This is a genomic window from Ruegeria sp. AF5 (assembly GCF_056541905.1).
Genome location: NZ_JBQFYZ010000008.1, coordinates 161675 through 179412, shown reverse-complemented (window position 1 = coordinate 179412; position 17738 = coordinate 161675). Strand labels below are relative to the sequence as shown.

16 protein-coding genes are annotated in these 17738 nt (G+C 57.0%); 13 read left to right on the top strand and 3 right to left on the bottom strand.

Translation table 11 applies throughout. The annotated features are described in order from the left end of the window. Window positions 1–488 precede the first annotated feature (488 nt). The 13 genes from ACR0DS_RS13485 (at window position 489) to ACR0DS_RS13425 (ending at window position 14787) form a co-directional block, all read left to right on the top strand. On the top strand, window positions 489–1289 hold the full coding sequence (locus ACR0DS_RS13485; protein WP_480483375.1) for a transporter substrate-binding domain-containing protein: 801 nt from the start codon (window positions 489–491) through the stop codon (window positions 1287–1289). A 72-nt stretch (window positions 1290–1361) separates the two neighbouring features. Continuing rightward, the gene (locus ACR0DS_RS13480; protein WP_209507537.1) at window positions 1362–2024 is read left to right on the top strand and encodes an amino acid ABC transporter permease; all 663 of its coding nucleotides are present in this window, start codon (window positions 1362–1364) and stop codon (window positions 2022–2024) included. Window positions 2025–2035: 11 nt separating this feature from the next. Then, on the top strand, window positions 2036–2698 hold the full coding sequence (locus ACR0DS_RS13475; protein ID WP_480483377.1) for an amino acid ABC transporter permease: 663 nt from the start codon (window positions 2036–2038) through the stop codon (window positions 2696–2698). Continuing rightward, on the top strand, window positions 2695–3417 hold the full coding sequence (locus ACR0DS_RS13470) for an amino acid ABC transporter ATP-binding protein (protein ID WP_480483379.1): 723 nt from the start codon (window positions 2695–2697) through the stop codon (window positions 3415–3417). The genes ACR0DS_RS13475 and ACR0DS_RS13470 overlap by 4 nt, the downstream gene beginning before the upstream one ends. A gap of 37 nt (window positions 3418–3454) precedes the next feature. Beyond that, window positions 3455–4414 (top strand): dihydrodipicolinate synthase family protein, encoded by a 960-nt coding sequence (locus ACR0DS_RS13465; protein ID WP_480483381.1) that lies wholly within the window; start codon window positions 3455–3457, stop codon window positions 4412–4414. Continuing rightward, window positions 4405–5337: a 4-hydroxyproline epimerase gene (locus tag ACR0DS_RS13460; RefSeq protein WP_480483384.1), complete on the top strand. Its 933-nt coding sequence runs from the start codon at window positions 4405–4407 to the stop codon at window positions 5335–5337. The genes ACR0DS_RS13465 and ACR0DS_RS13460 overlap by 10 nt, the downstream gene beginning before the upstream one ends. Window positions 5338–5403: 66 nt before the next feature. Next, the gene (locus tag ACR0DS_RS13455; protein ID WP_480559082.1) at window positions 5404–6654 is read left to right on the top strand and encodes an NAD(P)/FAD-dependent oxidoreductase; all 1251 of its coding nucleotides are present in this window, start codon (window positions 5404–5406) and stop codon (window positions 6652–6654) included. Between the two features lie 15 nt (window positions 6655–6669). Then, on the top strand, window positions 6670–7770 hold the full coding sequence (locus ACR0DS_RS13450; protein ID WP_480483388.1) for a cis-3-hydroxy-L-proline dehydratase: 1101 nt from the start codon (window positions 6670–6672) through the stop codon (window positions 7768–7770). Window positions 7771–7778: 8 nt separating this feature from the next. Next, complete coding sequence (locus ACR0DS_RS13445; protein WP_480559080.1) at window positions 7779–8804, top strand: trans-3-hydroxy-L-proline dehydratase; 1026 nt, start codon at window positions 7779–7781, stop codon at window positions 8802–8804. 226 nt (window positions 8805–9030) lie between these two features. After that, on the top strand, window positions 9031–9711 hold the full coding sequence (locus ACR0DS_RS13440; protein ID WP_480483392.1) for a GntR family transcriptional regulator: 681 nt from the start codon (window positions 9031–9033) through the stop codon (window positions 9709–9711). Window positions 9712–9782: 71 nt separating this feature from the next. Then, window positions 9783–11297 (top strand): aldehyde dehydrogenase (NADP(+)), encoded by a 1515-nt coding sequence (locus tag ACR0DS_RS13435; protein ID WP_480559078.1) that lies wholly within the window; start codon window positions 9783–9785, stop codon window positions 11295–11297. Window positions 11298–11595: 298 nt separating this feature from the next. Continuing rightward, window positions 11596–12522, top strand: coding sequence for a FecR family protein (locus ACR0DS_RS13430; protein WP_480488051.1), 927 nt, complete (start codon window positions 11596–11598; stop codon window positions 12520–12522). A 45-nt stretch (window positions 12523–12567) separates the two neighbouring features. Then, window positions 12568–14787 (top strand): CHASE2 domain-containing protein, encoded by a 2220-nt coding sequence (locus tag ACR0DS_RS13425; RefSeq protein WP_480539223.1) that lies wholly within the window; start codon window positions 12568–12570, stop codon window positions 14785–14787. An 83-nt stretch (window positions 14788–14870) separates the two neighbouring features. On the opposite strand, the gene ACR0DS_RS13420 is transcribed toward ACR0DS_RS13425, so the two are convergent. From ACR0DS_RS13420 to ACR0DS_RS13410, 3 genes are read right to left on the bottom strand one after another with little or no spacing between them, the layout of a single operon-like run. Further along, window positions 14871–15866 (bottom strand): ABC transporter ATP-binding protein, encoded by a 996-nt coding sequence (locus ACR0DS_RS13420; RefSeq protein ID WP_480559076.1) that lies wholly within the window; start codon window positions 15864–15866, stop codon window positions 14871–14873. Beyond that, window positions 15863–16897: a Gfo/Idh/MocA family protein gene (locus ACR0DS_RS13415; protein WP_480559074.1), complete on the bottom strand. Its 1035-nt coding sequence runs from the start codon at window positions 16895–16897 to the stop codon at window positions 15863–15865. Before ACR0DS_RS13415 ends, ACR0DS_RS13420 begins: the two co-directional genes overlap by 4 nt. Beyond that, the gene (locus ACR0DS_RS13410) at window positions 16894–17733 is read right to left on the bottom strand and encodes a carbohydrate ABC transporter permease (protein WP_267366204.1); all 840 of its coding nucleotides are present in this window, start codon (window positions 17731–17733) and stop codon (window positions 16894–16896) included. Before ACR0DS_RS13410 ends, ACR0DS_RS13415 begins: the two co-directional genes overlap by 4 nt. Window positions 17734–17738 lie beyond the last annotated feature (5 nt).

Here is a 17738-nt window from a genome sequence, read left to right as displayed (position 1 = left end):
CCTCTCTCCAGATCTACCAAAGCATCGAAAAACAAATGGGACGAGAAAAACTCAACCAACTCCTCGACCTGCTCGAAGAACTACAAGCCGTCAAAGTCTGACCGAACGCGCATTTGGCTGCGCGGGTCAGCATTGCCGCTTTTCTTTGAAAGACACAGGCTGGAGTTGCCTGGGCGACCGCACACTCCCATCACAAAAGGTATTCCGTCTCAAGCTGAAATCTCCCCAGCCTCTGAGCACAATGCACCTTCACGTTTGACGACGGGCCACGTTCAGCCAAAAACCTCCAACTCCAGTAGCACATGGTGTCAAATCCATTTGGCCGCCAACGAACGAGGGCCTTCCACGCGGGCCAAGTCAGTCATTTCAATCACATCCAAGAGCCACGACACCTTTTGAAAGCTGGCTTTTCCTGCTCAACAAAATACTGGATGTTGGATACAATATCCTCTATAGCTGCGCGTATCGATTGATTCAGGGAGGATCACATGCTCAAGAAACTCGCCGCACTGGCGGCCCTCACCACTATCACCACAGCTCCTGCGATGGCGGACACGCTGGACGATGTCGTAGATCGCGGGACATTGCGCTGCGGAGTTGTGTTGGATTTTCCGCCAATTGGGTATCGCGACGCGAATAACGAACCGGCAGGCTTTGACGTCGAATACTGCAATGATCTGGCCGCCGCACTTGAAGTTGAGGCCGAAATCCTGCCGTTGACCTGGGCCGAACGCCTGCCAGTGATCGTCACCGGACGCGCAGACGTTGTGTTCGGAGCAACCTCGGACAGCCTTGAACGGGCGCGGACGGTGGGCTTTACCATTCCTTACGCCATCTATTATGCGCAGGGTGTCGTGAATGCCGAAAGCGGCATTGAGACCTTCGAGGATATCCGTGGCAAGCGCGTGGCCGCCGCGATCGGCACCGTGCCCGAGCAGGAATGGCTGAAGATCGCCGCCGAATGGGGCGAAGAAGGCAATTACCAGGGCTACCAGTCCGAGAATGAGGTTTTCCTGGCGGTGGCTCAGGGCAAGGCCGATATCGGCATTACCACAAACACTGCCGTGCTGCCGATTACCCAGCAATATGACACTGTTGTTGCCGGCCCTCGCATGCCATGGACCACCGACTACACTTCGGTTGTAGGCAAGCGCGAAGATGTCACCTGGCTGAACTTCCTGAACCTGTTCGTGACCCACCAGGTGCGATCGGGCCGCTATCAGGAGCATTGGGGTAAATATGTCGGCGGCGAAGCGCCTGAGCTGCGCATTCCCGGCGTAATGTACTGACCCTTTCCTACTCCATGCTTTCGTCCGGCTATGGCCGGGCGAAAGGACCGGTAGATTGCGTGAGGAACACCCGTGTTCGACTATAACTTCCATTGGCGGCCGGTGATGAAAAGCCTGCCGGACCTGCTTGAGGCATCGCTGCTGACGATACAGGTTGCCGTGCTGGCAATGGTCCTTGGCATTATCATCGGACTTTGTCTGGCGCTGACGCGGCTGCACCTGAAAGGTCCGCTTTACTGGTTCGCCTCAGCCTGGGTCGAACTGGCGCGCAATACTCCGGCGCTGTTCCAGCTGTTCTTTTTCGGCTTCGGGCTTGGTGCCTTTGGCCTGCATCTATCGCCGTACTTCATCGTGCTGGCCGGGCTGACATTCAATTGCGCCGGTTATCTGGCTGAAAACTTCCGTGGCGGCTTTCAGGCCGTCCCCGAGACACAGCTACGCGCGTCCCGATCGCTGGGCATGACCGCGTGGCAGGCTTACACACGCGTCGTGATTCCGCAGGTGTTTCGCATTGTCTATCATCCGATCACGAACCAGATGGTCTGGGCTGTTCTAATGTCGTCACTGGGTATGCTGGTCGGCTTCCGGGAATTGTCGGGCGAGACCCAGTTCTTTGCCTCGCGCACTTTCCGAATCTTTGAATATTTCGCCGTCACCGCGGTCATTTATTACGTGATCGTCAAAATCATCCTGCTTGCCTCGCGCCTGCTGGCGTCCCGGCTTTTCCGCTACTGAAGGAGGCACAGATGCAACCCACTGTCAGCTTTTTCAGCGGCTTCAACATCAACGATCTGTGGTTTCTGGGCGAAGCCGCGCTGCGAACGCTCTGGATTTCAGTGCTTTCGATTTCCATTGGAACGGTTTTTGGCGTGGTGTGCGGTTGGCTTCTGTACGAGGGCAAACTGGCAGCGACCCTGACGTTGGCTCCGGTTCTGGATATTTTCCGGTCGGTCCCTCTGATCATCCAGCTGGTGCTGTTTTACAACTTTGCACCTATTGTCGGGCTCAATCTGGACCCGTTTGCCTCGGGCGTGGTGATCCTGTCCATCTACACGGCAGCACTGGTTGCGAATGTGGCGCGCGGCGGGATTGAAGCCGTTGGTGATCCGATGCGCCGCGCCGCGCGCAGCCTGGGCATGACCTATTGGCAGGATCTGCGATATGTCGTCTTCCCGATCGGAGGGCGCGCGGTGTTCCCTGCATGGGTCGGGGTCGCGCTGGGTGTGATGAAAGACAGCGCGCTGGTCTCGGTTCTGGGCTATGTTGAACTGCTGAAAGCCAGCCAGATCCTGATCACCCGCACGCAGGAACCATTCCTGATCCTGACAATCGCTGGCGCGTTCTATTTCGCGCTCAGCTATCCGATTTCGCGGTATTCCGCGTCGCTAGAAAAAAGGTGGGCCCAATGATCGAAATTCGCGACCTGCACAAATATTTCGGATCGCTGCATGTGCTGAAAGGTATCGATCTGGATGTGCAGAAAGGAGAAGTTCTGTCGGTGATCGGTGCGTCAGGCTCCGGCAAATCGACCCTTCTCTATTGCATCAACGCGCTGGAACCGATCCAGCAGGGATCGGTCAGGGTTGATGGCATTGATGTTCATGCAAAAGGCACCGACATCAACAAGCTGCGCACAAAGCTGGGGATGGTGTTCCAGCAATGGAACAGCTTTCCGCATCTGACAGCACTGGAAAACGTTGCGTTGGCCCCGAAGATTGTCAAAGGCAAGTCGAGAGACGAGGCGCGTGACATTGCCGCAAAGCAGTTGACCCATGTAGGGTTGGGCGAAAAGCTGAACGTCTTCCCCTCGGCCTTATCGGGTGGTCAGCAGCAGCGTCTTGCCATTGCCCGCGCGCTGGCGATGGAGCCGGAATACATGCTGTTTGACGAAGCAACCTCGGCGCTGGATCCTGAACTGGTGGGCGAAGTTCTCGACACGATGCGGCTTTTGGCCGAAGAAGGGATGACGATGATTTGCGTCACGCATGAGATGGGTTTCGCTCGTGATGTATCAGACCGGGTTGCTTTTTTTCATCAGGGCGTGATGGAAGAGATCGGCCCGCCCGCCCAGATTTTTAACGAAGCCCAATCTGAACACACCCGCAAATTCCTGGCGAATGTGCGATAAAAGCCCCCGCCCCAAAACAATTAGGAAGGTTACCTTCATGTCCCAGAATATCTTCACCGGCACCATGCCAGCCCTGATGACCCCCTGCAAACCGGACCGGACACCGGATTTTGACGCGCTGGTGAAAAAGGGCAAGGAAATGATCGCAGCGGGTATGTCTGCCGTGGTCTATTGCGGCTCGATGGGCGACTGGCCTCTCTTGTCGGATGCCGAACGGATGGAAGGTGTCGAACGTCTGATCGCGGCCGGACTGCCCGTTGTCGTCGGCACAGGTGCGATAAATTCGAAATCCGCCGTGGCGCTTGCCGCGCATGCGCAAAAGGTTGGAGCGGCAGGGCTTATGGTGATCCCGCGTGTATTGTCGCGTGGATCGTCCATCGCGGCGCAGCGTAATCATTTCAAAGCGATCCTGTCGGCCGCACCTGATATTCCGGCAATCATCTATAACAGCCCGGTTTACGGCTTCGCGACGCGCGCCGATCTGTTCCTGGAATTGCGCGCAGATCATCCCAACCTGGTTGGGTTCAAGGAATTCGGTGGCAAAAGCGATCTGCGCTATGCGGCGGAACACATTACCTCGAAGGATGATCAGGTTACACTGATGGTTGGTGTGGACACCGAGGTCTACCATGGCTTCGTCAATTGCGGCGCCACCGGTTCGATCACAGGGATTGGCACTGCCCTGCCGAAAGAAGCACTGCTGCTGGCTGCCCTGTGCCAGAAAGCGGCGGCCGGTCATGCCGAAGCGCGCCTGCGCGCGCGGGAACTGGAAGAGGCCTTTGGTGTGCTGGCCAGCTTTGACGAGGGCACCGATCTGGTGCTGTATTACAAACACCTGCTGGTCCTGAACGGCGAAGAGGAATACCGTTTGCACTTCAACGAAACCGACGAGTTGACAGATGCCCAGCGCAACTATTGCGAACAGCAATACGACCTGTTCCGCACTTGGTTTACTGATTGGTTCGGCCAGGGCGGAGTCATTGCTGAATGCATGTGATTGACAGTCACACAGGAGGAATGCCTACGCGGGTGATCCTCGACGGCGGCCCCGATCTGGGGTCCGGCCCGCTGGCCGAGCGTGCACGACGCTTGGCCAGCGAGCATGAGGTGTTCTACAAATCCATCTTGCTGGAGCCGCGTGGGCAGCCCGGAATGGTGGGGGCGCTTCTGGTCGCGCCCGAAGATCCAGGGTGTGAGACCGGCGTGATCTATTTTGATGCGGATGCAGTTCTTGGCATGTGCGGGCATGGCACCATCGGTCTGGGCGTCACTCTGGCACATATGGGCAGAATCCGGCCGGGCACGCATCGGGTTGAAACTCCGGTCGGTGTCGTCTCGGTGGATTTACTGGACGCCAATACCGTACGCGTCACAAATGTCGAGAGCCGTCGCGTGCGGGCAGCAGTGCAGATTGAGGTTGGCGGCTATGGGTCGATAACCGGCGATCTTGCCTTTGGCGGAAATTGGTTCTTCATTGTTGATCCCAGCCCAATCCCGGTGAACCCGGGAAACATTCGGGCGATGACCGATCTGACCATCACCATACGCGAAGCCTGCATCGCACAGGGCGTGCATGGCGAAAACGGAGAACTGGTCGACCATGTGATCCTTCAGGATCAATCCCCCAACAAGGATGTTCACAGCCGCAACTTTGTACTGTGCCCGGACAATCAATATGACCGGTCGCCCTGCGGTACCGGCAGTTCGGCGCGCCTCGCCTGTCTGGCGGCAAACGGGGTGCTGGAAGCAGGGGAAGAGATTGTGCAGGAAAGCGTGATCGGCAGCCCCTACGTGCTGAGCTACCAACCCGGCCCGAACGGGGGTGTCATTCCCACCCTGACCGGGCAGGCGCATATCATGTCGGAAGGCAGGTTGGTTTTCGCGCCGAATGATCCGTTCCGTGATGGCATCGCGCTTTGAAGTCAAGGCCGGGGACAGACGCTGTCCGGTCCCCGACCCCGTACCACTATTTGAGAACCTGTAACCATGCAGCATGACACCAAGTCGGACATAGTTGTGATCGGTGCTGGCATCATTGGCATCAGCGCTGCGCTAGAGTTGCAAAAGCGGGGAAGGCAGGTGCTTGTGCTGGACCGTGAAGGCGTTGCAGCCGAGGCGTCAAAGGGCAATGCCGGGGCCTTTGCCTTTACAGATATCGTGCCGCTTGCAACGCCTGGGATCATGCGCAAAGCGCCAAAATGGCTGCTTGATCCGTTGGGGCCTTTGTCGATCCCGCCCGCTTATGCGCTGAGTATTGCACCGTGGATGCTCCGGTTCTGGCGGGCCAGTTGGCGCGATCGTTATGCAGCCTCACTATCCGCACAAGCCGCGCTGATGAACCACAGCCGTGCGGCGCTGGAGCGTCAGATCGAGCATGTAGACGGCGAGGCGCTGATGCAGCGCGAAGGCCAGTTGCAGTTGTTCGAGAGTGAGGGCGAATTCCGTGCCAGCCTGCCCACCTGGAACCTGCGCAAGGACCATGGCATCCCGTTTGATCTTCTGGACAGCCCGGATGCTATTGCCGAAATTCAGCCCGGGCTGAACCGGCGATTTACCCATGCGGGTTTTACCTCGACATGGATGAATACCGTCGACCCTGCCCGCTGGACCGAGCATCTGGCGGCACAGTTCATCGCGCGCGGTGGGCAGGTAAAGATCGCAGGGATCACGGCACTGAAACCAACCGATGACGGCGTGCGCCTTGACACGGACAACGGCGACATTTCGGCAGGTCAGGTGATTGTTGCCGCCGGAGCCTGGTCACACCAGCTGGCCAAGACCCTGGGGGATCATATCCCGCTTGAGACCGAGCGGGGTTATAACACGACCCTGCCCGAAGGCGCTTTTGACCTGCGCACTCATCTGACCTTTGGGGGGCATGGGTTTGTGGTAACCCGGATCAACGGCGGCGTGCGCATCGGCGGTGCAGTCGAACTGGGTGGATTGAAGCTGGCCCCGAATTACCGGCGCGCTGACACGTTGCTGGCCAAGGCCGGGCGCTTCATGCCAGACCTGAACCTGGAAGGCGGCACGCAATGGATGGGCTTTCGCCCATCACTGCCTGACAGCCTGCCAGTGATTGACCGATCTTCGCGCGCACCACACGTACTTTATGCCTTTGGCCATGGTCATCTGGGGCTGACCCAATCCGCAGGCACGGCCGAACTGGTGGCCGATCTGGTCACTGACGCCAAGCCGGTGCTCGATATGTCACCTTTCTCATCCACACGCTTCTAATCTGGAGAACACCTTATGAAAATCACCGGGCTGAACGTATATCAGGTGGATCTGCCGCTGAAAGAAGGCCGCTATAGCTGGTCCAACGGCAATTTTGTCGAAGTGTTTGACAGCACCGTTCTGGAAATCATCACAGATGAAGGGTTGAAGGGCTATGCCGAATGCTGCCCGCTTGGCTCGGCCTATCTGCCGTCTTTTGCGCTCGGCGTCCGGGCCGGGCTGGCAGAGCTGGCCCCGCATTTGATCGGGCAGGACCCACTGAATATCGGTCAGATCAACCGTACGATGGATGCGGCCTTGCGGGGTCATCCCTATGCTAAGGCTCCGGTGGATATTGCCTGCTGGGATCTGCTGGGCAAGGCCACGGACCAGCCGCTTTACACATTGCTGGGGGGCGCTGCGCAGGATGATGTGGTGCTTTATCGCGCGATCAGTCAGGAAGCTCCCGAGATCATGGCCAAAAAGATCGAAGGCTATGCTGCCGAAGGCTACACCAAGTTTCAGCTCAAGGTGGGTGGCGAGGCCAATGACGACATCGACCGTATCCACGCCACCCGCGCCGTTCTGAAAAAGACGGACCTGCTTGTAGCAGACGCCAATACCGGCTGGACCCGGCACGAGGCCGCACGCGTGGTGGGCGCGATTTCGGGTCTGGATGTCTATGTGGAACAGCCTTGCCTGACCTATGAGGAATGCGTGTCGATCCGCCGCCGCACCGCGTTGCCTTTCGTGATGGACGAGGTGATCGACACTCCCAACACGCTGGTCCGCGGCATTGCCGAAGACGCGATGGATGTGATCAACCTGAAGATCTCGAAAGTCGGAGGGTTGACCAAAGCCCATCTTATGCGGGACCTGTGCGTGGCGCACGGCATCCCCATGACGATCGAAGACACCTGGGGTGGTGACATCACCACCGCAGCCATTGCACATCTGGCCCGTTCAACGCCGTCCGAGTTCACATTCTCTGCCACGGATTTCAACTCTTACGGCACCGTGGACATTGCCGAGGGTGCGCCAAAGCGTGTCAACGGCCGGATGACCGCACCCGCCCGTCCGGGTCTGGGTGTTACACCGATTTTCGACGCTCTGGGCGAGCCTGTCGCACAATATTGAGAGATCCGATGCGGAGCAGCAAAACCGTTCATGTCATTTCAGCCCACGCAGAAGGTGAAGTCGGGGATGTTATCGTTGGGGGCGTTGCCCCGCCACCGGGCGACACCTTGTGGGAACAGCGCAGCTTTGTCGCGGGCGACCAGACGCTGCGCAACTTCGTTCTGAACGAACCCCGGGGCGGTGTTTTCCGTCATGTCAATCTTCTGGTGCCCCCGAAACACCCCAAGGCCGACGCGGCCTTTATCATTATGGAACCCGAAGACACACCGCCGATGTCGGGTTCGAACTCGATCTGTGTTTCAACCGTATTGCTGGATGGCGGGATCATTCCGATGCAGGAACCCGAAACTCATATGGTGCTTGAGGCCCCGGGCGGGCTGGTTCATGTCCGGGCAGAATGCAGCGGTGGCAAAGCGCAACGCATTTTCGTGCAAAACCTGCCCAGCTTTGCCGACAAACTGTCTGTCCCACTTGAGGTACCCGGATTGGATACGATCATGGTTGATACCGCCTATGGGGGTGACAGTTTTGTCGTGGTCGATGCACAGGCTTTGGGATTCGAGATTGTCGAACATGAGGCCCGTGACATTGCCCGATTGGGGGTGAAGATCACCAATGCAGCCAATGAACAGCTTGGGTTTTCGCATCCTGAAAACCCGGATTGGGACCATATCTCATTCTGTGCTTTCTGCGGCCCGATCAGCGAGACCGAAACCGGATTGACCGGAAAATCTGCCGTGGCGATCCAACCCGGCAAGGTTGATCGGTCGCCTACAGGTACAGCGGTTTCCGCGCGCATGGCGCTGATGGCGGCAAAAGGATTGATGTCGCCGGGTCAGACGTTCGAGGCGGTCTCGATCATCGGATCACGGTTCACCGGTCGGATTGTCGATACCACCGAAGTGGCCGGCCGTACCGCGATTGTCCCCGAAATCAGTGGGCGCGGCTGGATCACCGGAATTCACCAACACATGCTTGACCCGGATGACCCCTGGCCTGGCGGGTATCGCTTGTCGGACACCTGGGGTGTCTGACTAAACAGTGCATTGGCCGCGCCCGCTCTCAGGGAAAGGCAGTTACAGAAGGTTCCATTCGCTCTTGGTCTTACCTCGCTGTCTCAGCAGGGTTGAATCACCATGGATATTGGATGCATTATCAAGCGGAGTGTCCTTAATCAGCTTTCTGGGTGGCCGAGTCGCGGCTCAGCTTGGAATAACGCCGGTAACCGGTAGCTGTACCCAAACAAGTGGCAGGAAAGATATGGCAGGAAAGCGCGCTATAACCAAGCAAAGCCTACCAGATGTCATCGCGAACGATCTTCGTGAACGTATTCTGAACGGTGAACTTGCCGAAGGTGAAGCTATTCGCCAGGAAGCTCTGGCCGAAGAATACGACGTATCTCGGATGCCCATCCGCGAAGCCCTAAAGCGTCTGAACGCTGAAGGCCTGATTCAATGGGCCAATAATCGGGGCGGATCAGTTACCAAACACTCATTGAACGAGATTGGAGAAATATTCGACCTTCGAATGCTTATTGAAGTCGATCTTTTCCGCAGAGCCATTCCGCAGATGACATCTGCCGACTTTGCACGATGCAACGAGATTTTGACGCAGATGGAAGCGTCTTATGACGAGAATGACGTCAGCAAGTGGGGGATCCTGAATTACCAATATCACTCCGCCCTCTACGCGGCGTCGCAGAGGAAACTGACGAATGAATTGCTGGACCGCGTCAATCTGCAATCAGACCGCTATGTCCGAATGCATTTGAGCGTGATGAAGCAGCGGGAACCGGCGAAAAAAGAGCATCGAGAGCTGTTGAAACTGGCGCAAGCAGGGAACGTTGACGAAGCCTGTAACATGCTGATGCGGCACATCCGGCGAACAAAGGAACAGCTGCTGGAGATGATCGTAGCAAAACGCGCCATGGAGGAGACCTAACAGGGCGCTTGATTGTCTCTCTTAATTGGATACATTATCCATAGCTTCAGAATCGTAAATATGGAACCTTCATGACCTGCTCCCCCCATGGTAAGCACCTCATCGCTGGAAACTGGCTTTCAGGTGACACGTTTTTTCAGTCACAGCCCGCTTTTGGACCGTCACACAGTTTTTCGGTGGGGCGCCTTCAGGATGTTGATGCGGCTGCGGAAGCTGCCGAAGAAGCGTTCTGGAGCTATGGTTTTTCGACCCGGGAAGACCGCGCGGCATTTCTGAATGCCATCGCAGATGAGATCGAAGCCCGCGCCGAGGCGATTACTGAAATCGGTTCGCAGGAAACCGGCCTGCCCGAGGCCCGTCTGCAAGGAGAGCGGGGTCGCACATCGGGCCAACTTCGCTTGTTTGCCACACATATTCTGAGTGGTGAGTATCTGGATCGGCGTCACGACGGCCCGTTGCCAGACCGCTCGCCGCTGCCGCGCCCGGATCTGAAAATGATCCAGCGCCCAATTGGCCCTGTCGCCGTATTCGGTGCTTCGAATTTCCCTTTGGCCTTTTCAACCGCAGGCGGCGACACCGCGGCCGCCTTGGCTGCTGGGTGTCCCGTTGTCGTAAAAGGGCACAGCGCCCACCCGGGTACCGGTGAGATCATAGCCGAGGCTATACATGCTGCCATCGAACGCTGCAAAATTAATCCCGGTGTCTTCAGTCTTATTCAGGGGGGTGACCGGACCGTGGGTTCCGCTTTGGTACAGCACCCGCTGATCAGGGCTGTCGGGTTCACTGGCTCATTGGCTGGTGGTCGGGCACTGTTCGATCTATGTGCCGCACGTCCTGAACCAATCCCGTTTTTCGGTGAACTTGGCTCGGTCAACCCGATGTTCATTCTCGATGCTGCTCTGACGAACCGGGGCGACAACATTGCTCAGAACTGGGCAGGGTCGCTGACCATGGGCGCAGGTCAGTTCTGTACCAACCCCGGGGTCGCCGTTTTGCTGGCGGGTGCAGCAGCGGACCGCTTCGCCGAAACCACGCGAACCGCCTTGTCAGAAACACCCGCGCAGACCATGCTGACCGACGGCATCGCCGACGCTTACCGAACTGGTCAGGCAAGGATCGCCAATACAACAGGTGTGCAGGAGGTTCTGACCTCGATGTGTGACCAACGCACCGCGTCCCCGTACCTGTATCGTACCAATGCTGCGAACTGGCTGGAAAGCCAAACCCTTGGTGAAGAGGTTTTTGGCCCGCTGGGCGTAATAGTGACCGCCGAAACGCCTGACGAAATGCGGGCCGTCGCACACAGTCTGCAAGGTCAGCTGACCTGTACCCTGCATATGGATGATGCGGACATGGACACCGCGCGTTCCCTGATGCCGATCCTCGAGCGCAAGGCCGGGCGTGTGCTGGCCAATGGCTTTCCCACGGGCGTCGAGGTCTGCGACAGCATGGTGCATGGCGGCCCCTACCCCGCTTCGACCAATTTCGGTGCTACCTCGGTTGGCACATTGTCAATCCGGCGGTTCCTGAGACCCGTGTGTTACCAGAACATGCCGGACGCATTGTTGCCCGAACAATTCCTCTGAGTTTTAGGATAAACACATCCATAACGTCATGGCTCATCGCGGGGCAAGCGATGAGCCGGGTGCCCATTGCTCTCATTTGATGGAGGCTACACTTCGGCCTGTTAAGTGGGGAGGCTCACGTCGGACTTAACGCAGAAATTCACGATCAAAAAATCTCTTGCTACAAATACACACCATAATGCATAAATATTGCTAGCATTTTAGAGTAATTGAATAAGAATAACACATTTCTGGGGGCAAAAATCGAGCTTGGCGCGCTTCGCGCTTACTTAGACCCGTTGGGGGAAGGGGCTATGGTTTGGCTTGGTTAAAGATTGTGTTGGTTGTATTTGTTGTCGCGCTCATGCCGGTGCAGGCCCTTGCCAACATCGGAACTGTCATCAGCGCCAAACAAGGCGCTCAGATCATTCGCGCCGGAAACACTCAGCCTGTCATTTCAGGAATGGATGTGGTGTCGGGCGATACGATTTCTACAGATCACAGCGGTTTGGTTCAGATCGTTTTTGTGGATGAAACCAAAATTGCCGTTGGCCCCAATGCGCATATGGTGTTGGACGTGACCATGCTTCGGAGCAATCGAAAAGCCAAAAGCTTTGCCGTGCAAGCACTTGGTGGCAGCTTTCGATTCATTTCCGGCAAGAGCAGAAAAAGAGCCTATTCGATCAAGACCCCGACTGCGACAATGGCAGTTCGTGGCACAACCTTCGACATGTGGGTCGTATCACAAACCCAAAGCGCAATGCTTGTCCTGCACGGGACGGTTCAAATGTGCAGTGCACAGGGGTCTTGCAGGTCCACAGGCCGCGTATGCAGCATGTATGCCACCAGTGGAGGCGGAGCAGTCGGGCGACCTGCTGATCAGGCGCAGTATGACCAGGCGCTGAAATCTGGTTTCCCTTTTGTTCAGTCGCAGGAAGGCCTGCTGCCTCCTTTGCAGGTACGTGTTGAGGGGTGTTCTGGCGAAGGTGCGCCCGTGCAACAGGCCAAAATCGACAGGGCCGACATTCGCAGAACTGCGCCCCAGCCGCGCCCAGTCAGCGTCGCAGCGCCGCCAACCCCCCCGTCAAACCCAGAGCCAGAAGTAGAACCAGAACCGGAGCCGGAAGAACCAGAACCAGAACCAGAACCGGAAGAGCCTGATCCGGAACCCGAAGAACCTGATCGAGAGGAACCAGGTCAGGAAGGTCCTGAGCAGCAAGAATCAAATAGTGAGCTGTTCCGGTAGCGTTGTCGAAAAAGCGGAAATGGACTCACTTGTCCGGAGAACGACGTGAGCGACGAAAAGCGCAAAACCAGGACGGGGAAATGGGCGTTCCGCCTTGTCGGATTGTGTCTGATCCTTGTGGGTTGTTTCATCCGGGTCATGGATCCCTATCCGGTGCGAATGACCCGTCTGATCTATTTCGACGTTCTGCAAAGGTCATCCCCGCGTGAGTTCAATCCTGACCTCCCCATACGGGTTGTAGATATTGACGAGGCCTCTCTGGCCAATTGGGGGCAATGGCCCTGGCCTCGAACACTGGTGGCGCAGATCGTTCAAAATCTGGGTGAATATGGCGCTGCGGCCATCGCATTTGATATGTTGTTCGCTGAGCCTGACCGGTTTTCCCCCTCACGGCTTTTGAACGATCCGTCTTTGGCAGGGGTTCTCACAGTGGAACGGCACGCTCGGAAGCTCGACAATGATGTCTTGCTTGGGATGGAAATCGCTTATTGGCCGGTCGTTCTTGGGACTGCCGCACGTTTGTCTGCTGAAGGAAATCCTATCTCTGCAAAAGCAGGTATCATTGAGTTCGGGGAAAATCCCGCCGCGGGTCTAATTTCAGTTCCTCATTGGACGCCAATTGCGCCTCCGTTGGACCGGACTGCGGCAGGTATTGGTGGGGTCAACGTCTCGCCCATCGGCGGAACCGGTATCATGCGCCGCGTGCCGGTTCTTTGGCGCGGGCCAGATGGGCTGTTACCGGGTCTGTCGATTGAAGCCCTGAGAGTTGCCTTGGGCGAGACCAATATCATGGCCGAAGGTGCGCAGGACGAAACAGGCATCATGTTGGCGGTTGAGGTCGGGGGATACCGGATACCAACGACAGAAAACGGCGAGATTTGGCTGAGATACCGGCGCGATGCGCCCGAGCTGTATATCTCGGCCAACGATATCCTCAAAGGTTCGGATGATGCGGACGTTCGGGCGGAAGTTGAGGGGCGGATCATCCTGATCGGAACGTCGGCTGCCGGTTTATTCGATATGCACCAGACGGCGCTTGGGGAAAGCGTTCCCGGTGTTTCGATTCATGCCCAGGTTCTGGAACAGGTGTTGACCAACGAAATGCTAAGTCGCTCGGACGTGACCGCAGCGCAGGAAATGCTTGCCTTCGCCTTTCTCGGGCTTGTCGTGATTGCCGTCATGTCCAGTTTCGGTGCGGTTGCATCTTTCATTGCAGGCGGTGTCGCCGCCGCTGCCGTTCTGACAATCAGTTGGCTGGTTTTTCAAAACCAGTCGGTTCTGTTCGACGCCACATTTCCGCTTGTCGGTGGCATAGCAAATTTCGGGCTGCTGGCAGGATATCTTTTCCTGTCTACCGAACGGGAAAAGCGCAAAATCCGGAAAGTCTTCTCTCATTACGTCGCCCCGGAAATCCTTGATGAGATGGAAGCCACCGGGCATCAGCTGCATTTGGGAGGAGAGACGCAGGATATCACGGTGATGTTTTCCGACATCCGGGGTTTCACACCTCTGTCTGAATCCGCATCTGCCACCGAGCTGGTCTCACTGCTGAATGCGCTTTTTTCCAGTATCGGCGATCAGATACTGGCTGAACGGGGAACCATCGACAAGTTTATCGGCGACGCCGTTATGGCGTTCTGGAATGCGCCTCTGCCTGTCGCTGACCACCCGTGCCGGGCTTCATTAGCCGCGCTGAAAATGCGGCGAGCTTTGGCAGAGTTCAATGAATCCGACATCATGCGAAACCGCCCCCCTATCGCGCTGGCAACGGGGCTTGCCACCGGGCAGGCCTGCGTCGGCAATATCGGCTCGCAGAAACGGTTCAACTACACGGTTATCGGTGACGTCGTGAATGTCTCAGCACGGATCGAACAATGCTGTCGAACAGTCGACTATGACATCGTCGTTTCCAACGGTGTCCATGAAATCACGAATGGGGAGCTGGCCATGTTAGAGGCCGGGCATGTTGATCTGAAAGGCAAAGCCAACCCGGAACCCGTCTTTGTTTTGGTGGGCGATCAGGCCCTGTTGCAAACAGCGGCATTCCAGGATCTCAGGGCTGCACATGCGGAGCTGATTTTGGCGATCACAAATCGACATCCAAACAGCTTGGTCAAGACCTTGTGCCTACAGTGCGAAAATCTGGCTGAAGACATCGAGCCCGGCTTGCGTCAGTTCTACAGGGCGCTGCCCGGTCGTGCCGCTGACTTCCGGTCGAACCTACCATCCGGGCAATTTATGTTCACACGCCACAATCTTGGTTAACCAGTCACGTTTTCCGGCGCTTGCCCTCTTTGGGTCACGCTCACACCGGAACAAACTGATGCAGAACGGGTCGAAAACTGCCGTTACTGTAGTCTCTGCCCGTCATTTCCGAAGTAATATGCACGGTTGGGATCAAACCCGAATTGTACATCGTCACCCGGGGCAATTGCATGCTGGCCAAACAAACGAACTGTAATTGGCACATTACTGGTTTGCAGAATGACATTGGTATCACCGCCCAACTGCTCAACATGCGAAACGGTGCCGGCGATCGGTCCGCCGCTTTCCAGGCGGATGTCCTCTGGGCGCAGCCCCAGTTCGCGCGCATCGCCTGGAGTCAGGTTGTCCGCAGGCAGAAAATTCATGGACGGTGAACCAAGAAAGCCCGCGACAAAGCGGTTTGCTGGGTTGTTGTACAGCTCCATCGGGCTGCCGACCTGTTCCACCCGTCCGTCGCGCAGCACCACTATCTTGTCGGCCAGTGTCATCGCTTCTGTCTGATCGTGCGTGACATAAATCATCGAGGCCGAGAGTTGCCTGTGCAGATTTGCGATCTCGATCCGGGTGTTCATGCGCAAAGCAGCATCAAGATTGGAGAGCGGTTCGTCGAACAGGAACAGCTTGGGTTGGCGCACGATGGCGCGACCGATGGCAACACGCTGGCGCTGCCCCCCCGACAGTTCGGATGGGTAGCGGTCAAGATAGGGCTCCAACCCCAGCATCCGGCTCGCCTCGGCGACGCGCTCGTCGATCACGGCTTTCTGCTGGCGTTCCTGTTTCAGGGCAAGGGTCAGGTTGCCGCGTACATTCAGGTGCGGATAAAGCGCGTAACTCTGGAACACCATGGCGATGCCGCGTTTCGAGGGCGGGGTCAGATTGACCTGCTCACCAGCAATTCTGATCTCACCCGATGTGGCGTCTTCAAGCCCTGCAATAACGCGCAGAAGAGTGGACTTGCCACATCCGGAGGGGCCGACAAAAACCACAAACTCGCCGTCCTCAACCTCAAGATTGATGTCCTTCAGGACCTCTACATTGCCAAAGGATTTGTGAATGTTTTTCAGTGAAAGGGCGGTCATTGGCGGGTCTCCTCAAGAGAAACGGGTTGGCCAGTGCGGATGCTTTGATCAGCGGCCAGGCAGATGGCAAGGGATTGTACGGCGTCGGACATATGGCGGGTCAGGTCGATATCCTCGGCGATGGCGCGCAGCATATAGGCTTGTTCAGCATCGCACAGTTCCTGATGGCCGGGCTCATCAGGCATGTCGATAATCCTGTCGCCCTGCGGCGTGTGAACCAGAAGGCCACCAACCTTGGTGTGACCATCGATGTCCGCTGACGCGCCCTTGTTGCCGTCGGTGATCGACACAGACCCGTTGGGTGACACGATGTCCTTCACGAAAAACGCGGTTTCGGACATCATCGGACCCCAACCAGCCTCGTACCACCCGACCGAACCGTCGTCGAACACGACCTGAAACTGGCCGTAATTGTACATGTCAGGCGCGATTTCATCCGACAGGCGCAGACCCATGCCATGGACGCGAACGGGTTTTGCGTCGGTGATCTGGCACATCACATCGACATAATGCACACCACAATCCACGATGGGGGAAGTGGTCTGCATCAGGGCCTTGTGCGTCTCCCACTCAGGACCTGAGGATTGTTGATTCAGGTTCAGACGGAACACATAGGGGCCACCCAGAGTGCGAGCCTCGGCGATCAGACGCATCCAGGATGGGTGGTGGCGCAGGATGTAGCCCACGACCAGCTTACGGTTCAGACGCGCCGCTGTTTCGACCACACGCCGCGCATCGGCAACGTTGGTGGCGAGCGGTTTTTCGACAAACACATGCGCACCCGCCTCCATCGCGGCGCAGGCGTAATCCGCGTGACTGTCCGAATAGGTCGCAACCACAACCAGATCCGGTTTGGTTTCGGTCAGAGCGGCCTCAAAACTTGAATACACCGAATAGCGCGTCAGATCAGGGTGATCCACGCGGCCGGATCGGTTCACCAGCCCGACAATCTGTGCGTCCGGGTGGTGGTGATGTGCCAGCGCATGGCTCAGCCCCATATTTCCAAGGCCTGCGATCAGGACGCGGGTCATTTCACCGCTCCTGACGTGATGCCGCGGATAAGCTGTCGCGAGAAGATCACATAGAGGATCAGCACCGGCAGGATCGCCATTGAAAGGGCTGACAAGACCGCATTCCAGTCTGTCACAAACTGACCGATGAAGACCTGGCTGCCCAGCGTCAGTGTCTTGGTCTCTTCCGCAGGGGCGAGGATCAGCGGGAACCATAGATCGTTCCAGATCGGGATCATGTTGAACACGGCAACCGTTGCCATTGCCGGACGCACCAGCGGCAACACAAGCCGAAAGAAGATTGTGTATTCGCTTAGCCCGTCAATGCGGCCCGCATTCTTGAGGTCGTCACTCACCTGTTTCATGAACTCGCTGAGGATGAACACCGCCAAGGGCAGGCCCTGCGCCGTATAGACAAGGATCAGCGCCCACAGGGTGTTCACCAGCCCGGTCGCCACCATCATTTCCAGGATGGCCACAGTGCCGATGCGGATCGGGATCATGATTCCAAGCGCCAGGTACAGACCCATAAGCATGTTGCCCTTGAACCGGTACTCACTCAGCGCATAAGCCGCCATTGCGCCAAACAGCAGGACCAAAGTCAGGGATGCAACGGTCACAATCAGAGAGTTTTGGAAATAAAGGAAGAAATCCCCCTGTTTCATCACTGTCTGATACCCGATCATCGAAAAACTGTCGGCATCGGGCAGCGCCAGCGGTTCGCGAAAGATCGCCTTGCGGGTCTTGAAGCTGTTGATCAGGATCACGAAAACCGGAAACAGTGCGATCAGCGTATAGAAGATCAGTGCACCATGCATCGCGAAGGTGTTTAGCGGGTTGGAGCGGGCCTTGTTCATGTCAT

Bases quoted from the DNA above. Each gene is read 5' to 3' on its own strand.
- ACR0DS_RS13485 (WP_480483375.1), top strand. From the start codon at position 489: ATGCTCAAGAAACTCGCCGCACTGGCGGCCCTCACCACTATCACCACA.
- ACR0DS_RS13475 (WP_480483377.1), top strand. From the start codon at position 2,036: ATGCAACCCACTGTCAGCTTTTTCAGCGGCTTCAACATCAACGATCTG.
- ACR0DS_RS13470 (WP_480483379.1), top strand. From the start codon at position 2,695: ATGATCGAAATTCGCGACCTGCACAAATATTTCGGATCGCTGCATGTG.
- ACR0DS_RS13465 (WP_480483381.1), top strand. From the start codon at position 3,455: ATGTCCCAGAATATCTTCACCGGCACCATGCCAGCCCTGATGACCCCC.
- ACR0DS_RS13460 (WP_480483384.1), top strand. From the start codon at position 4,405: ATGCATGTGATTGACAGTCACACAGGAGGAATGCCTACGCGGGTGATC.
- ACR0DS_RS13455 (WP_480559082.1), top strand. From the start codon at position 5,404: ATGCAGCATGACACCAAGTCGGACATAGTTGTGATCGGTGCTGGCATC.
- ACR0DS_RS13450 (WP_480483388.1), top strand. From the start codon at position 6,670: ATGAAAATCACCGGGCTGAACGTATATCAGGTGGATCTGCCGCTGAAA.
- ACR0DS_RS13445 (WP_480559080.1), top strand. From the start codon at position 7,779: ATGCGGAGCAGCAAAACCGTTCATGTCATTTCAGCCCACGCAGAAGGT.
- ACR0DS_RS13440 (WP_480483392.1), top strand. From the start codon at position 9,031: ATGGCAGGAAAGCGCGCTATAACCAAGCAAAGCCTACCAGATGTCATC.
- ACR0DS_RS13435 (WP_480559078.1), top strand. From the start codon at position 9,783: ATGACCTGCTCCCCCCATGGTAAGCACCTCATCGCTGGAAACTGGCTT.
- ACR0DS_RS13420 (WP_480559076.1), bottom strand. From the start codon at position 15,866: ATGACCGCCCTTTCACTGAAAAACATTCACAAATCCTTTGGCAATGTA.
- ACR0DS_RS13415 (WP_480559074.1), bottom strand. From the start codon at position 16,897: ATGACCCGCGTCCTGATCGCAGGCCTTGGAAATATGGGGCTGAGCCAT.
- ACR0DS_RS13410 (WP_267366204.1), bottom strand. From the start codon at position 17,733: ATGAACAAGGCCCGCTCCAACCCGCTAAACACCTTCGCGATGCATGGT.